A 21,150-nucleotide genomic window follows, 5' to 3' on the forward strand; every position below is an offset into this window, starting at 1 on the left:
ATTAGATAACATTGGTGCCGACGGCGAGACTCGAACTCGCACAGCTTTCGCCACTACCCCCTCAAGATAGCGTGTCTACCAATTTCACCACGTCGGCACTGTCTGCAATCCGGGAAAACAACTTGTAAAACCCGCGAATCGCTTCAAGACTTGAATTGTAACCCGGTTAAACAGTTTGTTCAACGCACAAACGTGTTTTCCTCGAAAATTTATTTCGGCACGTCCTGGCCTGGCGCAGAAGCTGCAGGTGCAGCGACAGCAGCCGATGCATTGACCGGTGCCGACGTAGCAGGAGCGGCCGATGCAGCAACAGGCGCGGTAACCGGCGCACTACCCAGTACGCCTGCCGAAGGCTTCGAGTGATACGAACCGAGGTACGTCAATCCCAACGTGGTCACGAAGAACACTGCTGCCAGTATCGCAGTGGTACGTGACAGAAAATTAGCAGAACCTGTCGCGCCGAAGAGACTGCCTGATGCGCCACTACCGAAAGCCGCACCCATGTCGGCGCCCTTGCCATGTTGCAACAGCACGAGGCCAATGACGCCAAGCGCCGACAGCAACTGCACGACGATGATCAACGTTTTCAAATACAGCATCACACTCACCTGAGTCTTTATTTAACCGTACAGCACGACATGCCGCACGCAATGGGTCATCCTCGCCCAGGCACTCTGCTTCGAATCAGCGTGCGGCGGTTGCCGCGACAGCTGCACTGCAGATTGCCAGGAAATCCTTATCCTTCAACGACGCGCCGCCGATCAGACCGCCGTCGATATCCTGCTGGCTGAACAGGTCTTCCGCGTTCTCCGGCTTCACACTGCCGCCGTACAGCAGCAGCACGTCAGCGGCATCGCCGCCCTTCGCCACGAGACGCGCGCGCAGGAACGCGTGAACATCTTGTGCCTGCTGCGCCGTTGCACTCTTGCCGGTGCCGATCGCCCATACGGGTTCGTAAGCAACGACGAGACGCGCCGCATCTTCCACCGACAGCTTCTCGAGCACCGCATCGAGTTGCGCACCGACGACCTGCTCCGTCTTCCCGCTCTCACGCTCTTCAAGCGTTTCGCCGACGCAAACGATCGGCGTCAAACCCGCTTCTAGCGCGCGCTGCGTTTTTACGGCAACGATCTCCGCGCTTTCGCGATGATACGCACGGCGCTCCGAGTGCCCGACGATCGCGAACGTCACGCCAAACTCAGCCGCCATCTCGGCTGCGACTTCGCCGGTATAAGCACCTTGCGTGTACGCGGAGACATCCTGCACACCCCACGCGACGCAGCCGCTTTCGAGCAGCGTTTGCGCCTGCGCCAGATAGGGGCACGGCACACACACGCCGACTCGCACATCTTCCGGAAGATCTTCCGCACCGCGCGATACCGCCTGCAGCAGCACACGGTTATCGGCCAGCCGGCCGTGCATCTTCCAGTTACCGACTACCAGTTTTGCTCGTTGTTTCGCCATCGTCTCGCTCGTTTTATCGTGGTACGGGTGATGAGCGCGTCCGCTTCGTCGGCGCCCGGTACCCGCTCCGCATGCAAAAACCATGCAGAACGCGCAAAACACGCGATTTTACTGTGTGCTGACAGACTGGGTCAAACTCAATTAAACGAGCGCTGTCAAGCACCCGCACCCCAATTCAGCACGATCTTACCGACATGCGTGCTGCTCTCCATCAGTTCGTGCGCCTGCGCGGCCTGCGCGGCGGGGAATACCTTGTAGATCACCGGCTTGATCGCGCCGTCTTCGAGATGCGGCCAGACTCGCTCTTTCAGTTGCGCCGCGATCTTCGCCTTGAACTCGACGGGCCGCGGACGCAGCGTCGAGCCCGTGACCGTGAGCCTCCGACGCAGAATGTCGTTCAGGTTCACTTCCGCCTTCGCACCGCCCAGCAGCGCGATGATGGCGAGACGGCCGCCATCGGCGAGCGCCTTCAGTTCGCGCGGCACATAGCTGCCCGCCACCATATCGAGAATCACGTCGACACCGCGATCGTTCGTGAGAGACTTGATCACCTCGACGAAATCTTCCGTCTTGTAGTTGATCGCCCGCTCCGCACCGATCTCTTCGCAGGCTCGGCACTTCTCGTCCGTACCGGCCGTCGCAAACACGCGATAGCCGAGCGCATGCGCAATCTGGATCGCCGTCACGCCGATACCGCTCGAGCCGCCCTGTACCAGAAACGTTTCGTTTTCGCCGCCCTCGCCTTTGCCGAGCATCGCACGGTCAAAAACATTGCTCCAGACCGTGAAAAACGTCTCAGGCAATGCAGCCGCTTCAATATCCGAGAAACCCTTCGGCACCGGCAGACATTGCAGCAGCGGCACGGTCGCATATTCCGCATAACCGCCGCCCGCCATCAGCGCGCACACACGGTCGCCGATCTTCAGGCCGAACGAATTACGCTTCTCGTCGATATTTCCGCCGACGATTTCGCCTGCCACTTCCAGGCCCGGCAGATCCGACGCGCCCGGCGGCGGCGCATAACCGCCCTTGCGCTGGAAAACGTCTGGCCGGTTCACGCCCGACGCGGACACCTTGATCAGCACTTCGCCCGCCTTCGGCTCGGGCATCGGCCGCTCGGCGAGTTTCAAGACTTCCGGCGCACCGAATTCGGTGATTTCGATTGCGTTCATCGTCGTCTCTCCCAAGGTCTGGATTGCGCTGCGAGCCGGTCACATAACCCGTTCGCACTGCAATCCACCCTACATGAAAAACGGCCGGCGCGCAGTTGCGCTACCGGCCGCTCTACCATTACCGCATTACTGCTGCGGCGTCGGTTCCGATTGCGGTGCTTCGTTCAGCAGTGCCTTCGCCGACAGACGCACACGACCCTTCTCGTCCGTCTGGATGACCTTGACCTTCACTTGCTGGCCTTCCTTCAGGTAGTCGTTGATGTCCTTGATGCGCTCGTTAGCGATTTCGGAGATGTGCAGCAGACCATCCTTGCCCGGCAGTAGATTCACGATCGCGCCGAAGTCCAGCAGCTTGAGAATCGTGCCTTCGTAGACCTGGCCGACTTCCACTTCTGCCGTGATGTTCTCGATGCGCTTCTTCGCTTCGGCCATGCCTTCGCTGCTCGTGCTCGCGATCGTGACGACGCCGTCGTCCGAAATGTCGATCGTCGTGCCCGTTTCTTCCGTCAGCGCGCGGATCACCGAACCGCCCTTGCCGATCACGTCGCGGATCTTTTCCGGATTGATCTTGATGGTGATCATGCGCGGTGCGTACGCCGACATTTCCGTGTTCACGCCCGACACCGCCGAGGTCATCTTGTCGAGGATATGCAGACGACCTTCCTTCGCTTGCGCGAGGGCAACCTGCATGATTTCCTTCGTGATGCCCTGGATCTTGATGTCCATCTGCAGTGCCGTCACGCCATTCGACGTACCCGCCACCTTGAAGTCCATGTCACCGAGGTGATCTTCGTCGCCGAGGATGTCGGTCAGCACGGCAAACTTGTTGCCTTCGAGAATCAGGCCCATCGCGATACCCGCGACGTGTGCCTTCATCGGCACGCCGGCGTCCATCAGCGCGAGGCAGCCGCCGCACACCGATGCCATCGACGACGAACCGTTCGATTCCGTGATTTCCGACACGACGCGGATCGAGTAACCGAACTCTTCCGCGCTCGGCAGACACGCGATCAGCGCGCGCTTCGCGAGGCGGCCGTGACCGATTTCGCGGCGCTTCGGCGAACCGACGCGGCCCGTTTCGCCCGTAGCGAACGGAGGCATGTTGTAGTGGAGCATGAAGCGGTCGCGGTACTCGCCTTCGAGCGCGTCGATGATCTGCTCATCGCCCTTCGTGCCGAGCGTTGCGACGACCAGCGCCTGCGTTTCGCCACGCGTGAACAGCGCCGAACCGTGCGTACGCGGCAGGACGCCCGTACGGATTTCGATCGGGCGCACTGTGCGCGTGTCGCGGCCGTCGATACGCGGCTCGCCGTTCAGGATCTGCGAACGGACGATCTTCGCTTCGATGTCGAACAGCACGTTGCCCACCGACGCCTTGTCGGCTGCTGCCGTGCCCGCTGCTGCCGCTTCTTCTTCGAGCTTGGCTTGCGTCGCTGCGTAGACTTCCTTCAGCTTCGCCGAGCGAGCCTGCTTGTCGCGCGTCTGATACGCCGACAGCAGTTCGTTGCCCGCGATTTCGTTGACGCGCGAGATCAGCGCTTCGTTCTTCGGCGCCGGCTTCCAGTCCCATTCCGGCTTGCCGCCTTCACGAACCAGTTCGTGGATCGCGTCGATAGCCGTTTGCATCTGCTCGTGACCGTACACGACAGCGCCCAGCATCACGTCTTCCGGCAGCTGATCGGCTTCCGATTCAACCATCAGCACCGCGCGTTCCGTACCGGCGACGACGAGGTCCAGACGCGATTCCTTGCTTTGCGAACGGGTCGGGTTCAGCACGTACTCGTTGTTGATGTACGCAACGCGCGCAGCACCGACGGGGCCGTTGAACGGCAGGCCCGACACAGCGAGTGCCGCCGACGCGCCGATCAGCGCGGGGATGTCAGCGGGGACTTCCGGGTTGATCGACATCACGTGGATGACGACCTGCACTTCGTTGTAGAAGCCTTCCGGGAAGAGCGGGCGCAGCGGACGGTCGATCAGGCGCGAGATCAGCGTTTCGCCTTCCGACGGACGGCCTTCGCGACGGAAGAAGCCGCCGGGGATCTTGCCAGCCGAGTAGGTCTTTTCGAGGTAATCGACGGTCAACGGGAAGAAGTCCTGACCCGGCTTTGCCGTCTTCGCACCGACCACTGTGGCCAGCACGACGGTGTCTTCGATGTCGACGAGCACGGCACCGCTTGCCTGGCGGGCGATTTCACCCGTTTCCATGCGAACCGTATGCTGGCCCCACTTGAACTCTTTGACGACCTTGTTAAACAGAGACATTTGTCCTCCTTGATCTTTTAGTCATGCCGCGCAACGACGCGCGGCACCGCAGGACCGAAGCCTTTTGGGTAGAGGAGTGTTATGCCATTCCAGAGAACCGCGTGGATGGATCCGTTGCACGCGAACCGCTGGAATGACACAGCGCCCTACCCTGAAGCCCGGTTTTGAATCGTCCGGCCTTGATTCTTGTTACCCGCGACGCAACCGGCACGCCGGGCGGGTGAACAACGGCAAACTTCACATGAAGCGCACCGTTGAAAAACAAAATGCCTGTATCAGCGGAACTGACACAGGCATCTTGCTGACAGAAAGTCCGATGCGCCGGATTACTTACGCAGACCCAGCTTCTCGATCAGAGCGCGGTAACGATCAGCGTCCTTGCCCTTCAGGTAGTCGAGCAGCTTGCGGCGACGGCTCACCATGCGCAGCAGACCGCGGCGGCTGTGGTGATCCTTCGAGTGGGCCTTGAAGTGAACCGTCAGTTCGTTGATGCGCGTGGTCAGCAGAGCGACCTGAACTTCGGGGGAGCCGGTGTCGTTAGCAGCGCGTGCGAATTGCGCGACGACGTCGGATTTCTTGATTTCAGCTACGGACATGTTGATTTCCTTTGAATCACAGGCGGTCACGGAAGAAGGGCCGTGCCGTGGGTTACAACAAAACGAGTCGCGTATTGTAGCACAGCCCTGCAATCCGTCGAACCCTGCCGGTTCGGGCCCAGCTTCTGGACGCTGTAGGCCTCGGGAAGGACTACGTTCAGGGCCGCTTCATCTGGCACGTCGTCGGCGCAAGCGTGCGCTCGGGCGCCAGCGCCAGAACCGTCCGGAACCCGTAGCCAGAGCCTTCGTTGTCGAAATGGACGCCCGACGTGCCCGCCTTGTCCATCTCCATCACGTAAAGGGGCTGGATCAGCTGGTGATCGTCGGCGCGCATCCACGACGCATGGAAGCCGTTGTCGTACTTCATCCCTTCCAGCGCCTTCGCGACCTTTTCGGGCTGCGCGCTCCCTGCTCTGGTCATCGCGGCCGCCAGCATTTCGATCATCAGCGGCATGCGCAGCACGGGGTAATCGTCCGATGCGGCCGGGAAACGCTGGTGGAACGACCCGTACCACGCGTCCGACGCCGCGCCGCCTGCGTTCGGATGCCAGTCCGCCACGGCGATCACGCGCTTCACGCCGGCATCGCCAAGCGCCGCCGGCGCGCCAAGGCTGTTGCCGTAGAACGTGTAGAACTTGGTGTCGAGGCCCTGCTCGCGCGCCGCTTTCACCAGCAGCGTCAGATCGTTGCCCCAGTTGCCCGTAATCACCGCATCCGCGCCGCTCGCGCGAATCTTCGCGATATACGGCGCGAAATCTTTCACACGGCCGATCGGATGAAATTCATCGCCGACCACGGCGACATCCGGCCGCTTCGAGGCGAGCGCCGCGCGCGCGAGCGTGCTCACGTCGTGCCCGAAGCTGTAGTCCTGATTCAGCAGATAGACCTTCTTCACCGATTTATCGCGCTGGATCACATCGGCGAGCGCGTCCATCCGCATGCCCGCATGCGCGTCGAAGCGAAAATGCCAGAAGCTGCAGTTCGCGTTGGTGAGCGCGGGGTCGTCGGCGGAATAGTTGAGGAACAGTTCTCGGTTGTCGGGCTCGCGCGTGTTCTGCTTGTCGATCGCCGTCAGCAACGCAGCCGCCACGGCCGAACTGTTGCCTTGCGTGATGAAGCCGATGTGCCTGTCGGCGGCCGCGCGCAGTTGCACCAGCGCCTCTTCCGCGCTGCCCTTGCTGTCGAGCACGACGAGTTCGAGCGGATGCGCGCCGTCCGCGAGCTTCACGCCGCCGCGCGCGTTGACCGTTTCGACACCGAAACGCAGGTTTCGCTCGACGGCCGCACCCGCGTTGGCGAACGGGCCGGACATGCCCTCGATCATCGCAATGCGGATCGGCGCACCGGCGGGCGCCGCTTGCGCGTGCACGCCCGTTGCAGGAACCGATGCTGCCGCCAGCGTCATCGCCGCCATTACCGCCTTCGCCCACTTTGCTTTCATCAGCGTCTCATCTGTCGATCGAAGCGCGGATCATAGGACGGCACGCTGACCACAGGCAAGCAGCTAGCGGGCGAAAACCCGTCGCAGCGGGCGAACGTCCGACAAATCTTTTGGCGCGGCGCATGTCAAAATATCTGACCAGAACAACAACCAGCCATCGAACACCATTGGAGGTGTCCATGCTCAACCACCTTTCATCCGCGCGCCCGGTGCGCGGCGCGCTCGCGGCACTCGCCTGCGCCCTTGTGCTCGCCGGCTGCGCGCAGCCGTGGCAGAACTATCAGGCCGGCGCGGATCAATCGACGATCGTCGCGCGCCTCGGCCCGCCGCGCGAAGTCTACGACCTGCCCAACGGCGGCAAGCGCCTGATGTGGCCGACACAGCCGATGGGTGAATACACCACCGCCGCTGACGTCGACGCGTCCGGCAAGATCATCAACGTGCGCCAGGTGCTGCAGCCGAACGAGTTCTATCGCGCGGAAATCGGTAAATGGACGCGCGATGACGTGCTGGTCAATTTCGGACGCCCGGTCGAAACGAACTACTTTCCGCTGATGAAGCGCGAGGTGTGGACCTATCGCTACCTGGAAGACAACGTCTGGTACATGATGTACAGCTTCTATTTCGACGATCAGGGCATTTTGCGTCTGACGCAGAAGACGCCGGATCCGCTGCACGATCCGGACCGACGCAGCCTGTTCTGAGCTGTTTCGCCACGAATTAGGACTTAGCGCACACACAAAGAAAAACCCCGCCGCAGCGGGGTTTTTCTCATCGCGGCCTAACGCCGCCCGAAAGCATCAGATTTCCGAGCGCTGCGGATTCACCTTGTCATGGCCCGCGCCGAGTCGGTTCAGCGCCGACAGATACGCCTTGGCCGAAGCCGCGACAATATCCGGATCGGTGCCGATGCCATTCACGATCCGCCCCGCCTTCGACAGACGCACGGTCACTTCGCCCTGCGCCTGCGTACCCGTGGTGATTGCGTTGACCGAGTACAGCAGCAGTTCCGAGCCGCTGCCCACTTCTGTTTCGATCGCATTCAGCGTGGCATCGACGGGACCGTTGCCGTTCGCTTCGCCGACCACTTCCTTGCCCTCGACCGAGAACACGATGCGCGCGTGCGGACGCTCGCCCGTTTCCGAGTGCTGCGACAGCGAGACGAACTTGTAGTGTTCCTTTTCCTGCGCTTCCGCGGACTCTTCCGTGACGATCGCGATGATGTCTTCGTCGAAGATCTCGGACTTGCGGTCCGCGAGTTCCTTGAAGCGCTGGAATGCGAGGTTCAGTTCGCTTTCGCTGTCGAGCGAGATCCCCAGTTCCTGCAGACGCTGCTTGAACGCGTTACGGCCCGACAGCTTGCCGAGCACGATCTTGTTCGCGGTCCAGCCCACATCTTCGGCGCGCATGATTTCGTAGGTGTCACGCGCCTTCAGCACGCCGTCCTGGTGGATGCCCGACGCGTGCGCAAAAGCGTTCGCGCCGACCACTGCCTTGTTCGGCTGCACGACGAAACCCGTGATCTGCGACACGAGCTTCGACGCCGGCACGATTTGCGTCGTATCGATGCCCAGATCGAGACCGAAATAATCCTTGCGCGTGCGCACCGCCATCACAATTTCTTCGAGCGATGTATTGCCCGCGCGCTCGCCGAGACCGTTGATCGTGCACTCCACCTGACGCGCGCCGCCGATCTGCACGCCAGCCAGCGAGTTCGCGACGGCCATGCCGAGGTCGTTATGGCAGTGCACCGAGAACACGGCCTTATCCGAGTTCGGAATGCGCTCGCGCAGCGTCTTCACGAGATTGCCGTACAGTTCCGGCACACCGTAGCCGACGGTATCGGCGATGTTGATGGTCGTCGCGCCTTCCGCGATGACGGCTTCGAGCACGCGGCACAGAAAGTCCATATCCGAGCGGCTGCCGTCTTCCGGCGAGAATTCCACATCGTTCGTGAACTTACGCGCGAAACGCACGGCCAGCTTCGCCTGCTCGAACACCTGTTCGGGCGTCATGCGCAGCTTCTTTTCCATGTGCAGCGGCGACGTCGCGATGAACGTGTGTATGCGGAAATGGTCGGCGGGTTTCAGGGCGTCAGCGGCGCGCTGGATGTCCTTGTCGTTCGCGCGGGCGAGCGAGCAGATCGTGCTGTCCTTGATCATGCCGGCGATCGTGTGGATCGCGTCGAAGTCGCCGTTCGAGCTGGCGGCGAAGCCTGCTTCGATCACGTCGACTTTCATCCGTTCGAGCTGCTTGGCGATACGGATCTTTTCTTCCTTCGTCATCGACGCACCGGGCGATTGTTCGCCGTCACGCAAGGTCGTGTCGAAAATGATGAGCTTGTCTGCCATCTCGGGTCTCCAGGGGGATTCGGTCAGTTTGAATTGGAAAACGGAATTCGAGTGTTTGCGCCACCACCGCAGGCGACGCTAGACAACGAACGAGGCAGACGGAGGGCGAAAACGATCAGCGCGGCAGGCGCGCTAGCGCTAGCGAGCGTAGTAGCTTGCCGGCTTGAAGAGACAGGAAGGGGAACTTGGAAAGTGCCATGCCAGAGACTATAGCGGCAATGCCGCAAACGTGCAATTGGGGAGGCCCGGTAGGGGCCTGGGTTTTGGGTTTTCGTGTTTCTGGTCTTTTTTCGCTGGCCTCCGCGTTTTGTTATCGGTTCTTCATGCGGTGTTCCTCTGCGGGGCGGCAGTTACTTCGCCTGGCTTGCGGCGCTGGCTTTGGTTTGCTCGTGCGTTCGCTGCCATCCGCGATTTGCCTTCGTGCTTCATGCGTTGCCCCTGTGCGGGGCGGCACTTACTTTCTTTGCCGCCGCAAAGAAAGTAAGCAAAGAAAGCGGACTAACACCGCCAGTGCTAGTTCTTGCCGGAGGGCCCGACCTTTCCTCCACTTCACACGGCAACCGCTCCGTTTGATGCGCGTTGCCAACGCCTTGAATAATCGCCTCACCTTCTTCAATTATCCGTAGCGCAGCCAGCGACAGCGAATGGTTACGGCCGCCCAAGTAGCAAACGGTGTGCAGGTCGTAGTGACTCACACCTTGGTGCTCTTACGACACCGATCGCGCTTTTCAGTCCGGAGTGGAGCGTATGCGGCGCGATAGCCTACACACAGTTTGGCGCTATAGAACGTGGGAGATTTGATCGCGCGTGCAGCGACGCGGGAGCATGAAGCGGGTGAGGCGCTCAATAAGAGCGTTCGCAGCGGGCTTCGAGAAGAGAGATGCCGCGGACAGGACGGGGCGGTTGGGGGCCCGTGGGCAAGAACAAGGGCTAGCGGTGTTCAGCGGCTTTCTTTTGCCTACTTTTCTTTGCCGCGGCAAAGAAAAGTAGGTGCCGCCCCGCACAGGGGCAACGCTAATACACCAACACCATCACGCGGACGCCAGCGAAACCACAAGCAAACCACCCAAGCGTCGCCAGACAAAAAACAAAAACCTTATCCTGGCCTCTGCGAAGACCGAGCCGGATTCCCCATCCCCCGCACCGCCCGGTAGCCCCAAAACACATACCCGGACAAACCGTAAAGCACAAACAACCCAAACAACATCAAAGGCGGATCAGAAGAAACCAGCACAAACGCAACAACAACAAGCAGAATCGCCGCAAACGGCACACGATGCCGCACATCGAGCGCCTTACCGCTATAAAACGGCGCATTCGACACCATTGTGACGCCCGCGTAAATGGTCAACGCAAACGCAACCCAGGGCAGCCACACGAGCTTCAGCGGCACGCGGTTATCGGTAGCAAGCCAGACAAATCCAGCGATCAAGGCTGCCGCAGCCGGACTCGGCATCCCCTGAAAAAACCGCTTGTCGACGACACCGATATTCGTATTGAAGCGAGCCAGCCGCAGCGCCGCCCCCGAGCAATACACGAACGCCGCCAGCCAGCCCCAACGCCCCAGATCTTTCAGGATCCACTCATACATCACGAGCGCCGGCGCAACGCCAAACGACACCATGTCCGACAGACTGTCGAACTGCTCGCCAAATGCGCTCTGGGTGTGCGTCATCCGCGCGACACGCCCATCCATGCCATCGAGCACCATCGCGACGAAAATCGCGATCGCGGCAACCTCGAAGCGCACGTTCATCGCCTGCACGACGGCGAAGAATCCGCAGAAGAGCGCCGCCGTCGTGAATGCATTGGGCAGCAGATAAATGCCGCGCTTGCGCAGAAACTGCTGACGCGCAGCGCGCCGGCTGTCGATCACAGATTCCCCGACCACGGGCGGCTTGTTGCGCCGAAACGGTCGCGGCTGCGGCGAACCGCTGCTGCGAGGACGACGCGGTTTGAATGCGGCCATCGAACCCTCCCCTGTGCCGCTTTATAGCTCAGCCAGAATCGTGGACGAAGCCGACACCTTCTCGCCGATCGACACCCGCGGACGACTGCCGACAGGCAGATACACGTCGACACGCGACCCAAAACGGATGAAGCCGTAGCGCTGGCCGCGCGTGAGCGGCTCGCCCGCGCGCACGTAGCAGAGAATGCGTCGCGCGATCAGGCCCGCGATCTGCACCGACGTCACCGTCGCGCCGCTCGCCGTTTCGATCACGACCGCGTTGCGCTCGTTTTCCGTCGAAGCTTTGTCCACAGCCGCGTTCAGATACGCGCCCGGAAAATATTCGACCTTCGAAATCGCGCCATCCACGGGCGAGCGCTGCGAGTGCACGTTGAACACGTTCATGAACACGCTGATCTTCAGCGCTTCGCGGTTCGCGTAAGGATCGTGTGCGGTTTCGACAGCGACGATGCGGCCGTCGGCCGGGCACAGCACAGCGTTGGCCTGAGTCGGGATGGGGCGCGCCGGGTCGCGGAAGAACTGCACGACGAAGATGAGCAACAGCCAGAAAATCCAGGCAATGCCGAACCCTGCGACGAAGTGGATCAACAACGCAACGACGGCCGCGATGGCGATAAACGGCCAGCCTTCGCGCGCGATGATCGGATGAGGGTAATTCATAAAATTGGGTTCAGTCTTTTTGAAAACCGTAGGATAGCAAAAGCCGTCCAGGGTTCAGCACCTCTGGACGGCTTTTTGATGCTTCCGGCGCATTTCGTGCGCCGGAGTGCGAAAAACGGGCAGATTAGTTCTTCGACTGATCGACCAGCTTGTTCTTCGCGATCCACGGCATCATCGCGCGCAGCTTCGAACCAACCTGCTCGATCTGGTGCTCAGCCGTGATACGGCGACGCGATTGCAGCGTCGGCGCGCCAGCGCGGTTTTCGATGATGAAGCTCTTCGCGTACTCGCCCGTCTGGATGTCCTTCAGGACTTCCTTCATGACCTTCTTCGTCTCGTCCGTGATGATGCGCGGGCCCGTCACGTACTCGCCGTACTCTGCGTTGTTCGAGATCGAGTAGTTCATGTTCGCGATGCCGCCTTCGTAGATCAGGTCGACGATCAGCTTCAGTTCGTGCAGGCACTCGAAGTAAGCCATTTCCGGCGCGTAGCCTGCTTCGACCAGCGTTTCGAAACCAGCCTTGATCAGGTCGACGGTACCACCGCACAGAACTGCCTGTTCGCCGAACAGGTCGGTTTCCGTTTCTTCGCGGAAGTTCGTTTCGATGATGCCGGCACGGCCGCCGCCGTTCGCTGCTGCGTACGACAGTGCGATGTCGCGTGCTGCGCCCGACTTGTCTTGCGCGACTGCGATCAGGTGCGGCACGCCGCCACCTTGCGAGTACGTGCCGCGAACCGTGTGGCCGGGTGCTTTCGGCGCGATCATGATCACGTCGAGGTCAGCACGCGGGATCACCTGGCCATAGTGCACGTTGAAGCCGTGCGCGAATGCCAGCGCTGCGCCTTGCTTGGCGTTCGCGTGCACTTCCTTTGCGTAGACTTCGGCGATCTGCTCGTCCGGCAGCAGCATCATGACGACGTCGGCGCCCTTCACGGCTTCCGCCACTTCCTTGACCGTCAGACCTGCGTTCTCAGCCTTGCTCCACGATGCGCCGCCCTTGCGCAGACCGACCGTGACGTTCACGCCGCTTTCCTTCAGGTTCAGCGCGTGAGCATGGCCTTGCGAGCCATAGCCGATGATGGTGACCTGCTTGCCTTTGATGAGGGAGAGGTCGGCGTCCTTGTCGTAGAAAACTTTCATGTCAGTTCCTTGGCGAAATTCAGAAAAATGTTGCGTGTGTAGTGCTTGAGCCGGGCGCCTGGAGCAACGCCTGGCATGGATCGAACTGGTTTATCAAACCTTCAGGATACGCTCGCCGCGTCCGATGCCCGAACCGCCCGTGCGGACCGTTTCGAGAATCGCGGTGGCGTCGAGCCCTTCGATGAACGCGTCGAGCTTCTCGCTCGCGCCCGTCAGTTCGATCGTGTAGGTCTTTTCGGTGACGTCGATGATGCGGCCGCGGAAAATATCCGACATCCGCTTCATCTCCTCACGTTCCTTGCCGACCGCCCTAACCTTGATCAGCATCAGCTCGCGTTCGATGTGGGCGCCCTCTGTCAGGTCGACCACTTTCACCACCTCGATCAGGCGGTTCAGATGCTTCGTGATCTGTTCGATCACGTCGTCCGAGCCAATGGAAACGATGGTCATGCGCGACAGCGAACGGTCTTCGGTCGGCGCCACCGTCAAGGTTTCGATGTTGTAGCCGCGTGCCGAAAACAGGCCGACCACGCGCGACAGCGCGCCCGGTTCGTTTTCCAGCAAAACGGAAATGATGTGTCTCATGTTCGCTTCTTCCAGATGTCGATGTATGCGATGCGTGCGTTCCGCGCCGCTCCGTCCGCTTGCGCCTTTTGTGGAGACGTGCATGACGAAGCCGGCGCAGGAAGGCGCTCGTTATAGATCTTCCGACCCGAGGAGCATCTCCGTGATGCCCTTGCCGGCCTGAACCATCGGCCAGACGTTTTCGGTCGGATCGGTCTGGAAGTCGAGAAACACCGTGCGATCTTTCAGGCGCAGTGCTTCCTTCAGCGCAGGTTCCACGTCGGCGGTCTTTTCGATCCGCATGCCGACGTGGCCGTACGCTTCGGCGAGCTTCACGAAGTCAGGCAGCGCATCCATGTACGAATGCGAATAGCGCTTGCTGTATTCGATCTGCTGCCACTGGCGCACCATGCCCAGATAGCGGTTGTTGAGCGAAATGATCTTGACGGGCGTGTCGTACTGTTTGCACGTCGACAGTTCCTGGATGCACATCTGGATCGAGCCTTCGCCCGTGATACAGAGCACGTCGTCGTCCGGGTGCGCCATCTTCACGCCCATCGCCGCCGGCAGGCCGAAGCCCATCGTGCCGAGACCACCGGAATTGATCCAGCGGCGCGGCTTGTTAAAGCGATAGAACTGCGCCGCCCACATCTGGTGCTGACCGACGTCGGAACACACGAAGGCATTGCCGTCCGTCAGTTCCCACGCCTTTTCCACCACGTATTGCGGCTTGATGATGTCGCTCTTGCGGTCGAACTTCAGGCAGTCTTTCGCGCGCCAGGCTTCGATGTCCTTCCACCAGTCGGCGAGCGCCGCGGTGTCGGGGCCATGCTCGGCCGTCTGCAGCTGCTCGATCAGTTCCTTCAGCACTTCCTTCACGTCGCCGACGATGGGGATATCCACCTTCACGCGCTTCGAGATCGACGACGGGTCGATGTCGATGTGAATGATCTTGCGCGGACGCGACGAGAAGTGCGCCGGGTCGCCGATCACGCGGTCGTCGAAACGCGCGCCGATCGCGATCAGCACGTCGCAGTGCTGCATCGCCATGTTGGCTTCGTACGTGCCGTGCATGCCGAGCATGCCGAGGAATTTCTTGTCGCTCGCGCGGTAGCCGCCCAGCCCCATCAGCGTGTTGGTGATGGGATAGCCGAGCAGATCGGCGAACTGGTTCAGTTCGCGCGACGCGTCCGCGAGAATGATGCCGCCGCCCGTATAGATATACGGACGCTTGGCCGACAGCAGCAACGACACGGCCTTGCGGATCTGGCCCGAGTGACCCTTCGTGACCGGGTTATAGGAGCGCAGCGACACGCTCTTGATCGGCTCGTATTGGCAAGGCGCCTTCGACACGTCCTTCGGAATGTCGATCAGCACCGGGCCGGGACGACCGGTACGGGCGATAAAGAATGCTTTCTTGACGGTTGCGGCGAGGTCGCGCACGTCCTTCACGAGGAAGTTGTGCTTCACGCAGGGACGTGTGATGCCGACGGTATCGCACTCCTGGAACGCATCCTGGCCAATGGCGGCAGTCGGCACCTGGCCGCTGATGATCACCATCGGGATGGAATCCATATAGGCCGTCGCGATGCCCGTCACCGCGTTGGTGACGCCGGGGCCGGAGGTCACGAGACACACGCCGACCTTGCCGGTCGAACGCGCGTAAGCATCAGCGGCGTGGACCGCGGCCTGCTCGTGGCGCACGAGGACGTGCTGGAATTTGTCCTGCTTGTAAAGCTCGTCGTAGATGTAGAGTACCGAGCCGCCGGGATAGCCCCAGATGAAATCGACGTCTTCGTCGGCCAGTGCTTTCATGAGCACGGTGGCGCCGATAGAGTCAGCTTCGTGATGGGGAGTCGTATCCGACGTGGAGAATTCCGCGCTGGGCATATTCATCGTTCACCTTTCGAATTTTCGGCAAAAAATTGATCGGGTGCTCTCTGCCGGGCTTGTGGCTCGGGTTCAAGCGGCGCGTCCAGTTTGACAGGAAGGCTTCTTGGGCCAACCTCAAATGAGACAAGTCACTTATGTTGCGAACCGTAGACGATATCTACGATGCGTCCGATGGTCAAGCAAATATTTCCATGATTGACCGGTTTCCCGCTTTTGTCGTCAACTTCCGACCTGCTTACCTGTTGATTACGCCTGTCTGACGAACGCCTTGACGGATACGTACAAATAGCGGCAAAAGCTCGATCCAGCGCGCAGGCTTGCCGTGTTTTCCCCCGGTGCGGGTGAAAGTTTGTTAGCATCCGCGAGTTTTACGACATTTTTCGACCGATTCCGCGCACACTCGCTGCGCCGACCCCCAACGGATGGCATCAGACAAGGAACTCGCCGATTTTCTGGCGGGCGTCGAAAGGCGCGCGTTCAAGCAGACGGTCTACGCCGTGCGGGACGACGATGCGTCTCTCGACATCGTGCAGGACGCGATGATCAAGCTCGCCGAAAAATACGGCGACCGCCCTCCTGCTGAGCTGCCGCTTTTGTTTCAGCGTATTCTCCAGAATGCGATGCACGACTATTTCCGTCGGCAGAAGGTGCGCAATACGTGGGTGACCCTGTTCTCGTCGCTGGGCAATGCGGACGACGAGGACTTCGACCCGCTGGAGACGTTCGAAAGCCAGGACGGCTCGACCGGCGTGGAAAGCAGCGAGCAGCAGCTCGAACGCGAACAGGTCCTGCAACTGATCGACGACGAAATCCAAAAGTTGCCGGCACGTCAACGGGAGGCGTTTCTGATGCGTTACTGGGAAGATATGGATGTCGCTGAGACTGCCGCTGCGATGGGCTGTTCGGAAGGCAGTGTGAAAACGCACTGCTCGCGAGCTACGCACACGCTGGCGCAAGCGCTCAAGGCCAAAGGAATCACGCTATGAGCTCCGCTCTCGAAACAAAAGAACTCGAGTTTGCGCGGCAGCTTCGCCGTGCGCTCGACGAAAACGCTGCCCGCATTCCGCCTGCTACGACTGACCGGCTCGCCGCCGCGCGCCGCGCTGCGCTCGCCCGCAAGAAGCCCGAAGCCGTGGAGGCACCTGCCTTCGCGCCGGTCTTCGTCGGCGCGGGGACGCTTGCCCATCTGCCGCAACCGGAAGGCTCGCGCCGTCTGCCGCGCCTGCGCAAGCTCGTGCTCGCGTGGCCGGTGCTCGCGCTCGTCATCGGCCTTGCTGGCATTGCGTGGTGGGAAGACCACCAGCGCACGGCCGAGCTCGCGGATATCGATGCCGCCATGCTGAGCGACGACCTGCCGCTCAATGCCTATCTCGATCACGGGTTCAACGCGTACCTGACGCGCAACCACTGACCGGGGAGAGCTGACGGGTGAGTTACAAGCGCGGCCTTGCCGTTGTGTCCGGATGCGTGATTGCAGCACTGGTGTCATTTGCCGCCACCTATCCGCGCTTCTACCCGACGCCCACGCCTGCCCCGGCGCCCGCTGGCGGCGGAGCTGCTGCGCCCGCGAAGGCGGCCGCTCCGGCGCTGACGGTCGAACTGCCCGGCCTGCCCACCTCGAACAGCCCGCTCGCATGGGCGAAGCTCTCCAGTGCCGACCACGTCGCGCTCGCGCCGTTCGAGGCGCAATGGGACAGTTTCAGCGAGGAGCGCAAGCGCAAATGGCTTAAAATTGCGTCGCGTTACCCGAAGATGACGCCTGAAGCACAAAAAAGGCTTCATGAACGCATGGCGGAATGGGTCCACATGACGCCCGAACAGCGCCGCGTCGCGCGCGAAAACTATCAGGTCTCGAAAGAAGTGCCGCGTGAGGCGCGCCAGAACGCGTGGAAGGCGTACCAGCAGTTACCTGAAGACCAGAAACAGAAGCTCGCCGCCACCGAACGCAAGCGCCGCCCCACTGTGGTCAGCGCGCCGCCGTCGGGCAAATCCGAGATCAAGGACATCAACCGGCTCGTGAACGGCAAGGACAAGCTCGCGAGCGTGCCCGTGCCGCCCGCGACGGCCGGCGCTTCAGCGGGCGCCGCAGGCAGCATGACGCCTGCGCCCGCCATTCCGGCCGTCGGCAGCTTCGTGCCGGCGACGCCGACACCTGTCTCGCCATCCGAGGCGCCGTCCATCTTCAACGGCTCATAATCTCCCCTGCGAGCCTGCGCCGCGGGCTCATCAACGGCAACCGAGGCCCAGCCCGTGTCCACTTCTGTCGACTCTGCAGCCGTGCCGCCCCAACCTGTTCCCGCAGAACCTGAGACGCCGACGGTGCGACGCCGGCTCGCCGCAATGATGTACGAAGCGGTGCTGCTGTTCGGTGTCGTGTTCATCGCGGGGTATCTGTTCAGCACGCTCACGCAGCAGCGCAATGGCCTCGTCCATCACAACTGGCTTGCGGCCTGGATCGGGTTGGTGGTCGGTGCGTACTTTGTCTGGTTCTGGACGCACGGTGGCCAGACGCTGCCGATGAAGACCTGGCGTCTACGGGTAGTTAACGCCAGGGATGGCGCCAGATTGTCTGTATCGCGTGCGGTGTTGCGTTATTTGCTCGCCTGGCTGTGGCTTTTGCCGCCGCTTGCGTTGCATCCTCTGCTGGGGCTTAAGGTGCCCCAGACCTTGATTGTCGCAAGCGTCTGGTTTGGGCTGTACGCGGCTGTTGGACGGATTGGTGCCGGCCGGCAGTTTTTGCATGATCGGGTGGCGGGGACCAGAATCGTTTTGCGTTAGCGCTGGTTTTTGTCTGCGACGCTGGCTCGGTTTTTTGGAGGTTTTCGCTGGCATCCGCGTTAGCGCCTTCGCGGCGCAGGCGTTGCCCCTGTGCGGGGCGGCACTTACTTTCTTTGCCGCCGCAAAGAAAGTAAGCAAAGAAAGCGGGCTAACACCGCCAATTCTTGACCACCGCCTGAGGGCCCCCGGCAGTTCCTCCACTTCACACGGCGTTCTGCCATTCAGTGTCCGTTGCCCGCGCTTCGAATCAACGCCTCACCCGCTTCAATCACCCGTAGCGCCGCCAGCGGCAGCGAATGGTTTGCGCCGCCCAGGTGGCAAACTGTGTGTAGGTCGTAGTACTTCACACGTCGCCGCTCCTACGACACCGATCGTGCTTTTCAGTCCGGAGTGAAGCGCATCCGGCGCGAAAGCCGACACACAGTTTGCCGCGATAGAACGTGGGCACTGCGATCGCGCAGGCCGCGACGCGGGGGCGTGAAGCGGGTGATGAGCCAATTCAAAGCGTTGGCAACGGGCAGTGAATATCAGGTTGCCGTTTGAAGTGGAGGAACTGTTGGGGGCCCTCAGGCAGGCACAAGAACTAGCGGTGTGAGCGGCTTTCTTTTGCCTACTTTTCTTTGCCGCGGCAAAGAAAAGTAGGTGCCGCCCCGCACAGGGGCGACGCGTGAAGCACGAAGGCAAATCGCGGATGCCAGCGAACAAGCCCAACCAACCTCCCAACCCCACCCCCAAACCCCTCCCGTAATAAGAACTTCTCATGACTGTCACGGCTCCGTCACGCGCCGATGGCGCAATGCGGGTACTGCAACTCGACGCGTGAGCCATGGACAACAACACGTCCGCGACTTCCCTCTTCCGTCAGACTGACCCGAGCGTCGATCCCGTCGCTTTCGGCCCCCGCTCCTCCTCAACCGGCCTGCCTCCGATTCCGCATCTGCCGACATCGGTGACACCATCCGAAAGCCACCACGACGACGATCACGAGAACTCGCACCGCTATCGCACCATCTGGCTGTCCGATATCCATCTCGGTTCGGGCGGCTGCCAGGCGAACTATCTGCTCGACTTCCTGCGCCACAACGAATCCGAATACCTGTACCTCGTCGGCGACATCATCGACGGCTGGCAGTTGAAGAAAGGCTGGTACTGGCCGCAAGGGCATAACGACGTCGTGCAGAAGATCCTGCGCAAGGCGCGCAAAGGCACGCAGGTCGTCTACATCCCAGGCAATCACGATGAAGGCGCGCGCCAGTTCTGCGATCTCGCGTTCGGCGACATCCACGTGCGCGGCGAAGCGTTTCACACCACGCTGCAGGGCAAGCGCCTATGGATCGTGCACGGCGATTTGTTCGATGGCGTGATCCAGCATGCGAAGTGGCTCGCGTATCTCGGCGACACGCTCTACACGATGATTCTCGTGCTGAACCGCTGGTTCAACCGCATCCGCATCAAGCTCGGCTTCCAGTACTGGTCGCTGTCGCAGTATCTGAAGCACCAGGTGAAGAACGCGGTCAACTTCATCTCCGCGTTCGAGAACGTGATGACGGACGAAGCGCGCCGCCGCGGCTGCGACGGCGTCGTGTGCGGGCACATCCACAAGGCCGAGATACGCGAGATCGACGGCGTGCTGTATTGCAACGACGGCGACTGGGTCGAGAGCCTGTCGGCGCTCGTCGAGACATACGAAGGCGAACTGAAGATCGTCTATTGGACCGTGATGCGTTCGCCCGAAGCGAGCACGACGAAAGCGCGCGCGACCGCGTAAGCGCACACCACACCACCACTACGAGAGGGCCAGCCGCATGAAGATCATGATCGTCACCGATGCGTGGGAACCGCAGGTCAACGGCGTCGTCCGCACGCTGAAGAACACGACGCGCGAACTGACGGCGATCGGCCACACGGTCGATCTGCTGACGCCGCTCGAGTTCAAGACGATTCCCTGCCCGACGTACCCCGAGATCCGCCTGTCGCTGATGCCGCGGCGCCATTTGCGCAGGCGCATCGACGAGTTCCAGCCCGACGCGTTGCACATCGCGACGGAAGGCCCGCTTGGTCTTGCCGCGCGCGCCTACGCGATCGAGCACAAGCTGCCGTTCACGACCGCCTATCACACGCGCTTTCCCGAGTACGTGCAGGCGCGCTTCGGGATTCCCGTCGCGTGGACGTATCGCTTCCTGCACTGGTTCCACAAAGCGTCGCTCGCGGTGATGGCGCCGACGCCCGTCGTCAAGGCCGACCTCGAAAAGTTCGGCTTCACGAACGTCGTATTGTGGACACGCGGCGTCGATCTCGACATCTTCCGGCAGATGGAATCGAAGGTGCTGAACACCGCGCGGCCGATCTTTCTGTATGTCGGACGCGTGGCCGTCGAGAAGAATGTCGAAGCGTTCCTGAAACTCGATCTGCCCGGCTCGAAGTGGGTATGCGGCGAAGGGCCGGCGCTGGCCGAACTGAAATCGCGCTATCCCGCTGCCAACTATCTCGGTGTGCTGACGCAGGCCGAGCTCGCGAAAGTCTACGCAGCCGCCGACGTATTCGTGTTCCCGAGTCGCACCGACACCTTCGGTCTCGTGCTGCTGGAAGCGCTCGCGTGCGGCACGCCCGTCGCGGCGTACCCGGTGACGGGCCCGATCGACGTGCTGGGTGAAGGCGGCGCGGGCGCGATGCACGACGACTTGCGCGAAGCATGCCTGGAGGCGCTGAAGATCGACCGCGACCACGCGCGCGCGTGGGCCGAGCGTTTCTCGTGGGCGGCCGCTTCCGAGCAGTTCGCCGCACATCTGAAGCCGCTGTCGCGCTCTGCGTATCGCGAGGAAAGCGCCGCTGCCTGATCCGTCCGACGCGCAAGCG

The 21,150-nt window shown here is 61.4% G+C and carries 20 protein-coding genes and 1 tRNA gene; 7 read left to right on the top strand and 14 right to left on the bottom strand.

All coding sequences use genetic code 11. The features are described 5' to 3' along the window. Positions 1–12: 12 nt before the first annotated feature. From G3O01_RS38175 to G3O01_RS38205, 7 genes are all read right to left on the bottom strand, one after another. Positions 13–97: transfer RNA gene (locus G3O01_RS38175), tRNA-Leu, on the bottom strand. Between the two features lie 112 nt (positions 98–209). Beyond that, positions 210–599 carry a preprotein translocase subunit SecG gene (gene secG / locus G3O01_RS38180; protein WP_205812422.1) on the bottom strand — a complete coding sequence of 130 codons (390 nt, stop codon included), beginning with the start codon at positions 597–599 and terminating at the stop codon, positions 210–212. Between the two features lie 85 nt (positions 600–684). After that, the gene (gene tpiA, locus G3O01_RS38185; protein ID WP_205812424.1) at positions 685–1,464 is read right to left on the bottom strand and encodes a triose-phosphate isomerase; all 780 of its coding nucleotides are present in this window, start codon (positions 1,462–1,464) and stop codon (positions 685–687) included. A 155-nt stretch (positions 1,465–1,619) separates the two neighbouring features. Further along, positions 1,620–2,636, bottom strand: coding sequence for an NAD(P)H-quinone oxidoreductase (locus G3O01_RS38190; protein ID WP_205812426.1), 1,017 nt, complete (start codon positions 2,634–2,636; stop codon positions 1,620–1,622). Positions 2,637–2,762: 126 nt separating this feature from the next. After that, positions 2,763–4,901, bottom strand: a complete 2,139-nt coding sequence (gene pnp, locus G3O01_RS38195) for a polyribonucleotide nucleotidyltransferase (RefSeq protein WP_205812434.1) — start codon at positions 4,899–4,901, stop codon at positions 2,763–2,765. A 326-nt stretch (positions 4,902–5,227) separates the two neighbouring features. Further along, on the bottom strand, positions 5,228–5,497 hold the full coding sequence (rpsO, locus tag G3O01_RS38200) for a 30S ribosomal protein S15 (RefSeq protein ID WP_205812442.1): 270 nt from the start codon (positions 5,495–5,497) through the stop codon (positions 5,228–5,230). 157 nt (positions 5,498–5,654) lie between these two features. Next, positions 5,655–6,938: a branched-chain amino acid ABC transporter substrate-binding protein gene (locus G3O01_RS38205; RefSeq protein ID WP_205812444.1), complete on the bottom strand. Its 1,284-nt coding sequence runs from the start codon at positions 6,936–6,938 to the stop codon at positions 5,655–5,657. A 179-nt stretch (positions 6,939–7,117) separates the two neighbouring features. On the opposite strand from G3O01_RS38205, the gene G3O01_RS38210 reads away from it, so the two are divergent. After that, positions 7,118–7,642 (top strand): hypothetical protein, encoded by a 525-nt coding sequence (locus G3O01_RS38210; RefSeq protein WP_205812446.1) that lies wholly within the window; start codon positions 7,118–7,120, stop codon positions 7,640–7,642. A gap of 96 nt (positions 7,643–7,738) precedes the next feature. Here the strand turns inward: G3O01_RS38210 and G3O01_RS38215 are convergent, their stop codons facing one another. The 6 genes from G3O01_RS38215 to G3O01_RS38240 all read right to left on the bottom strand — a co-directional run bounded on the left by G3O01_RS38215 (position 7,739) and on the right by G3O01_RS38240 (position 15,519). Beyond that, a complete protein-coding gene (locus tag G3O01_RS38215) occupies positions 7,739–9,289 on the bottom strand; it encodes a 2-isopropylmalate synthase (protein ID WP_205812448.1) in 1,551 nt (516 codons plus the stop codon). Positions 9,290–10,385: 1,096 nt separating this feature from the next. Next, on the bottom strand, positions 10,386–11,258 hold the full coding sequence (pssA, locus tag G3O01_RS38220; protein WP_205812450.1) for a CDP-diacylglycerol--serine O-phosphatidyltransferase: 873 nt from the start codon (positions 11,256–11,258) through the stop codon (positions 10,386–10,388). Positions 11,259–11,279: 21 nt separating this feature from the next. After that, on the bottom strand, positions 11,280–11,918 hold the full coding sequence (locus G3O01_RS38225) for a phosphatidylserine decarboxylase (protein ID WP_109483990.1): 639 nt from the start codon (positions 11,916–11,918) through the stop codon (positions 11,280–11,282). 124 nt (positions 11,919–12,042) lie between these two features. Next, positions 12,043–13,140, bottom strand: a complete 1,098-nt coding sequence (gene ilvC / locus G3O01_RS38230; RefSeq protein ID WP_346779252.1) for a ketol-acid reductoisomerase — start codon at positions 13,138–13,140, stop codon at positions 12,043–12,045. Positions 13,141–13,152: 12 nt separating this feature from the next. Beyond that, a complete protein-coding gene (gene ilvN, locus G3O01_RS38235) occupies positions 13,153–13,644 on the bottom strand; it encodes an acetolactate synthase small subunit (RefSeq protein WP_007588180.1) in 492 nt (163 codons plus the stop codon). Between the two features lie 111 nt (positions 13,645–13,755). Continuing rightward, positions 13,756–15,519: an acetolactate synthase 3 catalytic subunit gene (locus tag G3O01_RS38240; RefSeq protein WP_205812454.1), complete on the bottom strand. Its 1,764-nt coding sequence runs from the start codon at positions 15,517–15,519 to the stop codon at positions 13,756–13,758. A 419-nt stretch (positions 15,520–15,938) separates the two neighbouring features. Here G3O01_RS38240 and G3O01_RS38245 point away from each other — a divergent pair, with 419 nt between their 5' ends. The 4 genes from G3O01_RS38245 (at position 15,939) to G3O01_RS38260 (ending at position 18,294) form a co-directional block, all read left to right on the top strand. Then, positions 15,939–16,502 (top strand): RNA polymerase sigma factor, encoded by a 564-nt coding sequence (locus G3O01_RS38245; RefSeq protein ID WP_205812456.1) that lies wholly within the window; start codon positions 15,939–15,941, stop codon positions 16,500–16,502. Continuing rightward, positions 16,499–16,927: a DUF3619 family protein gene (locus tag G3O01_RS38250; protein ID WP_205812458.1), complete on the top strand. Its 429-nt coding sequence runs from the start codon at positions 16,499–16,501 to the stop codon at positions 16,925–16,927. Before G3O01_RS38245 ends, G3O01_RS38250 begins: the two co-directional genes overlap by 4 nt. Before the next feature lie 17 nt (positions 16,928–16,944). Beyond that, a complete protein-coding gene (locus G3O01_RS38255) occupies positions 16,945–17,712 on the top strand; it encodes a DUF3106 domain-containing protein (protein WP_205812459.1) in 768 nt (255 codons plus the stop codon). An 81-nt stretch (positions 17,713–17,793) separates the two neighbouring features. After that, positions 17,794–18,294: an RDD family protein gene (locus G3O01_RS38260; RefSeq protein WP_346779253.1), complete on the top strand. Its 501-nt coding sequence runs from the start codon at positions 17,794–17,796 to the stop codon at positions 18,292–18,294. A 221-nt stretch (positions 18,295–18,515) separates the two neighbouring features. On the opposite strand, the gene G3O01_RS45660 is transcribed toward G3O01_RS38260, so the two are convergent. After that, complete coding sequence (locus G3O01_RS45660; RefSeq protein ID WP_277403082.1) at positions 18,516–18,641, bottom strand: hypothetical protein; 126 nt, start codon at positions 18,639–18,641, stop codon at positions 18,516–18,518. Between the two features lie 479 nt (positions 18,642–19,120). Between G3O01_RS45660 and G3O01_RS38265 the strand changes: the two genes are divergently transcribed. Both G3O01_RS38265 and G3O01_RS38270 read left to right on the top strand, forming a co-directional pair. Beyond that, complete coding sequence (locus tag G3O01_RS38265) at positions 19,121–20,062, top strand: UDP-2,3-diacylglucosamine diphosphatase (RefSeq protein ID WP_205812463.1); 942 nt, start codon at positions 19,121–19,123, stop codon at positions 20,060–20,062. Positions 20,063–20,099: 37 nt separating this feature from the next. After that, on the top strand, positions 20,100–21,131 hold the full coding sequence (locus G3O01_RS38270; RefSeq protein ID WP_205812465.1) for a glycosyltransferase family 1 protein: 1,032 nt from the start codon (positions 20,100–20,102) through the stop codon (positions 21,129–21,131). Positions 21,132–21,150 lie beyond the last annotated feature (19 nt).

Source organism: Burkholderia sp. Ac-20365, from assembly GCF_017104715.1.
Taxonomy (GTDB): Bacteria; Pseudomonadota; Gammaproteobacteria; order Burkholderiales; family Burkholderiaceae; genus Paraburkholderia.

Bases quoted from the DNA above. Each gene is read 5' to 3' on its own strand.
- secG (WP_205812422.1), bottom strand. From the start codon at position 599: ATGCTGTATTTGAAAACGTTGATCATCGTCGTGCAGTTGCTGTCGGCG.
- tpiA (WP_205812424.1), bottom strand. From the start codon at position 1,464: ATGGCGAAACAACGAGCAAAACTGGTAGTCGGTAACTGGAAGATGCAC.
- G3O01_RS38190 (WP_205812426.1), bottom strand. From the start codon at position 2,636: ATGAACGCAATCGAAATCACCGAATTCGGTGCGCCGGAAGTCTTGAAA.
- pnp (WP_205812434.1), bottom strand. From the start codon at position 4,901: ATGTCTCTGTTTAACAAGGTCGTCAAAGAGTTCAAGTGGGGCCAGCAT.
- rpsO (WP_205812442.1), bottom strand. From the start codon at position 5,497: ATGTCCGTAGCTGAAATCAAGAAATCCGACGTCGTCGCGCAATTCGCA.
- G3O01_RS38205 (WP_205812444.1), bottom strand. From the start codon at position 6,938: ATGAAAGCAAAGTGGGCGAAGGCGGTAATGGCGGCGATGACGCTGGCG.
- G3O01_RS38210 (WP_205812446.1), top strand. From the start codon at position 7,118: ATGCTCAACCACCTTTCATCCGCGCGCCCGGTGCGCGGCGCGCTCGCG.
- G3O01_RS38215 (WP_205812448.1), bottom strand. From the start codon at position 9,289: ATGGCAGACAAGCTCATCATTTTCGACACGACCTTGCGTGACGGCGAA.
- pssA (WP_205812450.1), bottom strand. From the start codon at position 11,258: ATGGCCGCATTCAAACCGCGTCGTCCTCGCAGCAGCGGTTCGCCGCAG.
- G3O01_RS38225 (WP_109483990.1), bottom strand. From the start codon at position 11,918: ATGAATTACCCTCATCCGATCATCGCGCGCGAAGGCTGGCCGTTTATC.
- ilvN (WP_007588180.1), bottom strand. From the start codon at position 13,644: ATGAGACACATCATTTCCGTTTTGCTGGAAAACGAACCGGGCGCGCTG.
- G3O01_RS38240 (WP_205812454.1), bottom strand. From the start codon at position 15,519: ATGAATATGCCCAGCGCGGAATTCTCCACGTCGGATACGACTCCCCAT.
- G3O01_RS38245 (WP_205812456.1), top strand. From the start codon at position 15,939: ATGGCATCAGACAAGGAACTCGCCGATTTTCTGGCGGGCGTCGAAAGG.
- G3O01_RS38250 (WP_205812458.1), top strand. From the start codon at position 16,499: ATGAGCTCCGCTCTCGAAACAAAAGAACTCGAGTTTGCGCGGCAGCTT.
- G3O01_RS38265 (WP_205812463.1), top strand. From the start codon at position 19,121: ATGGACAACAACACGTCCGCGACTTCCCTCTTCCGTCAGACTGACCCG.
- G3O01_RS38270 (WP_205812465.1), top strand. From the start codon at position 20,100: ATGAAGATCATGATCGTCACCGATGCGTGGGAACCGCAGGTCAACGGC.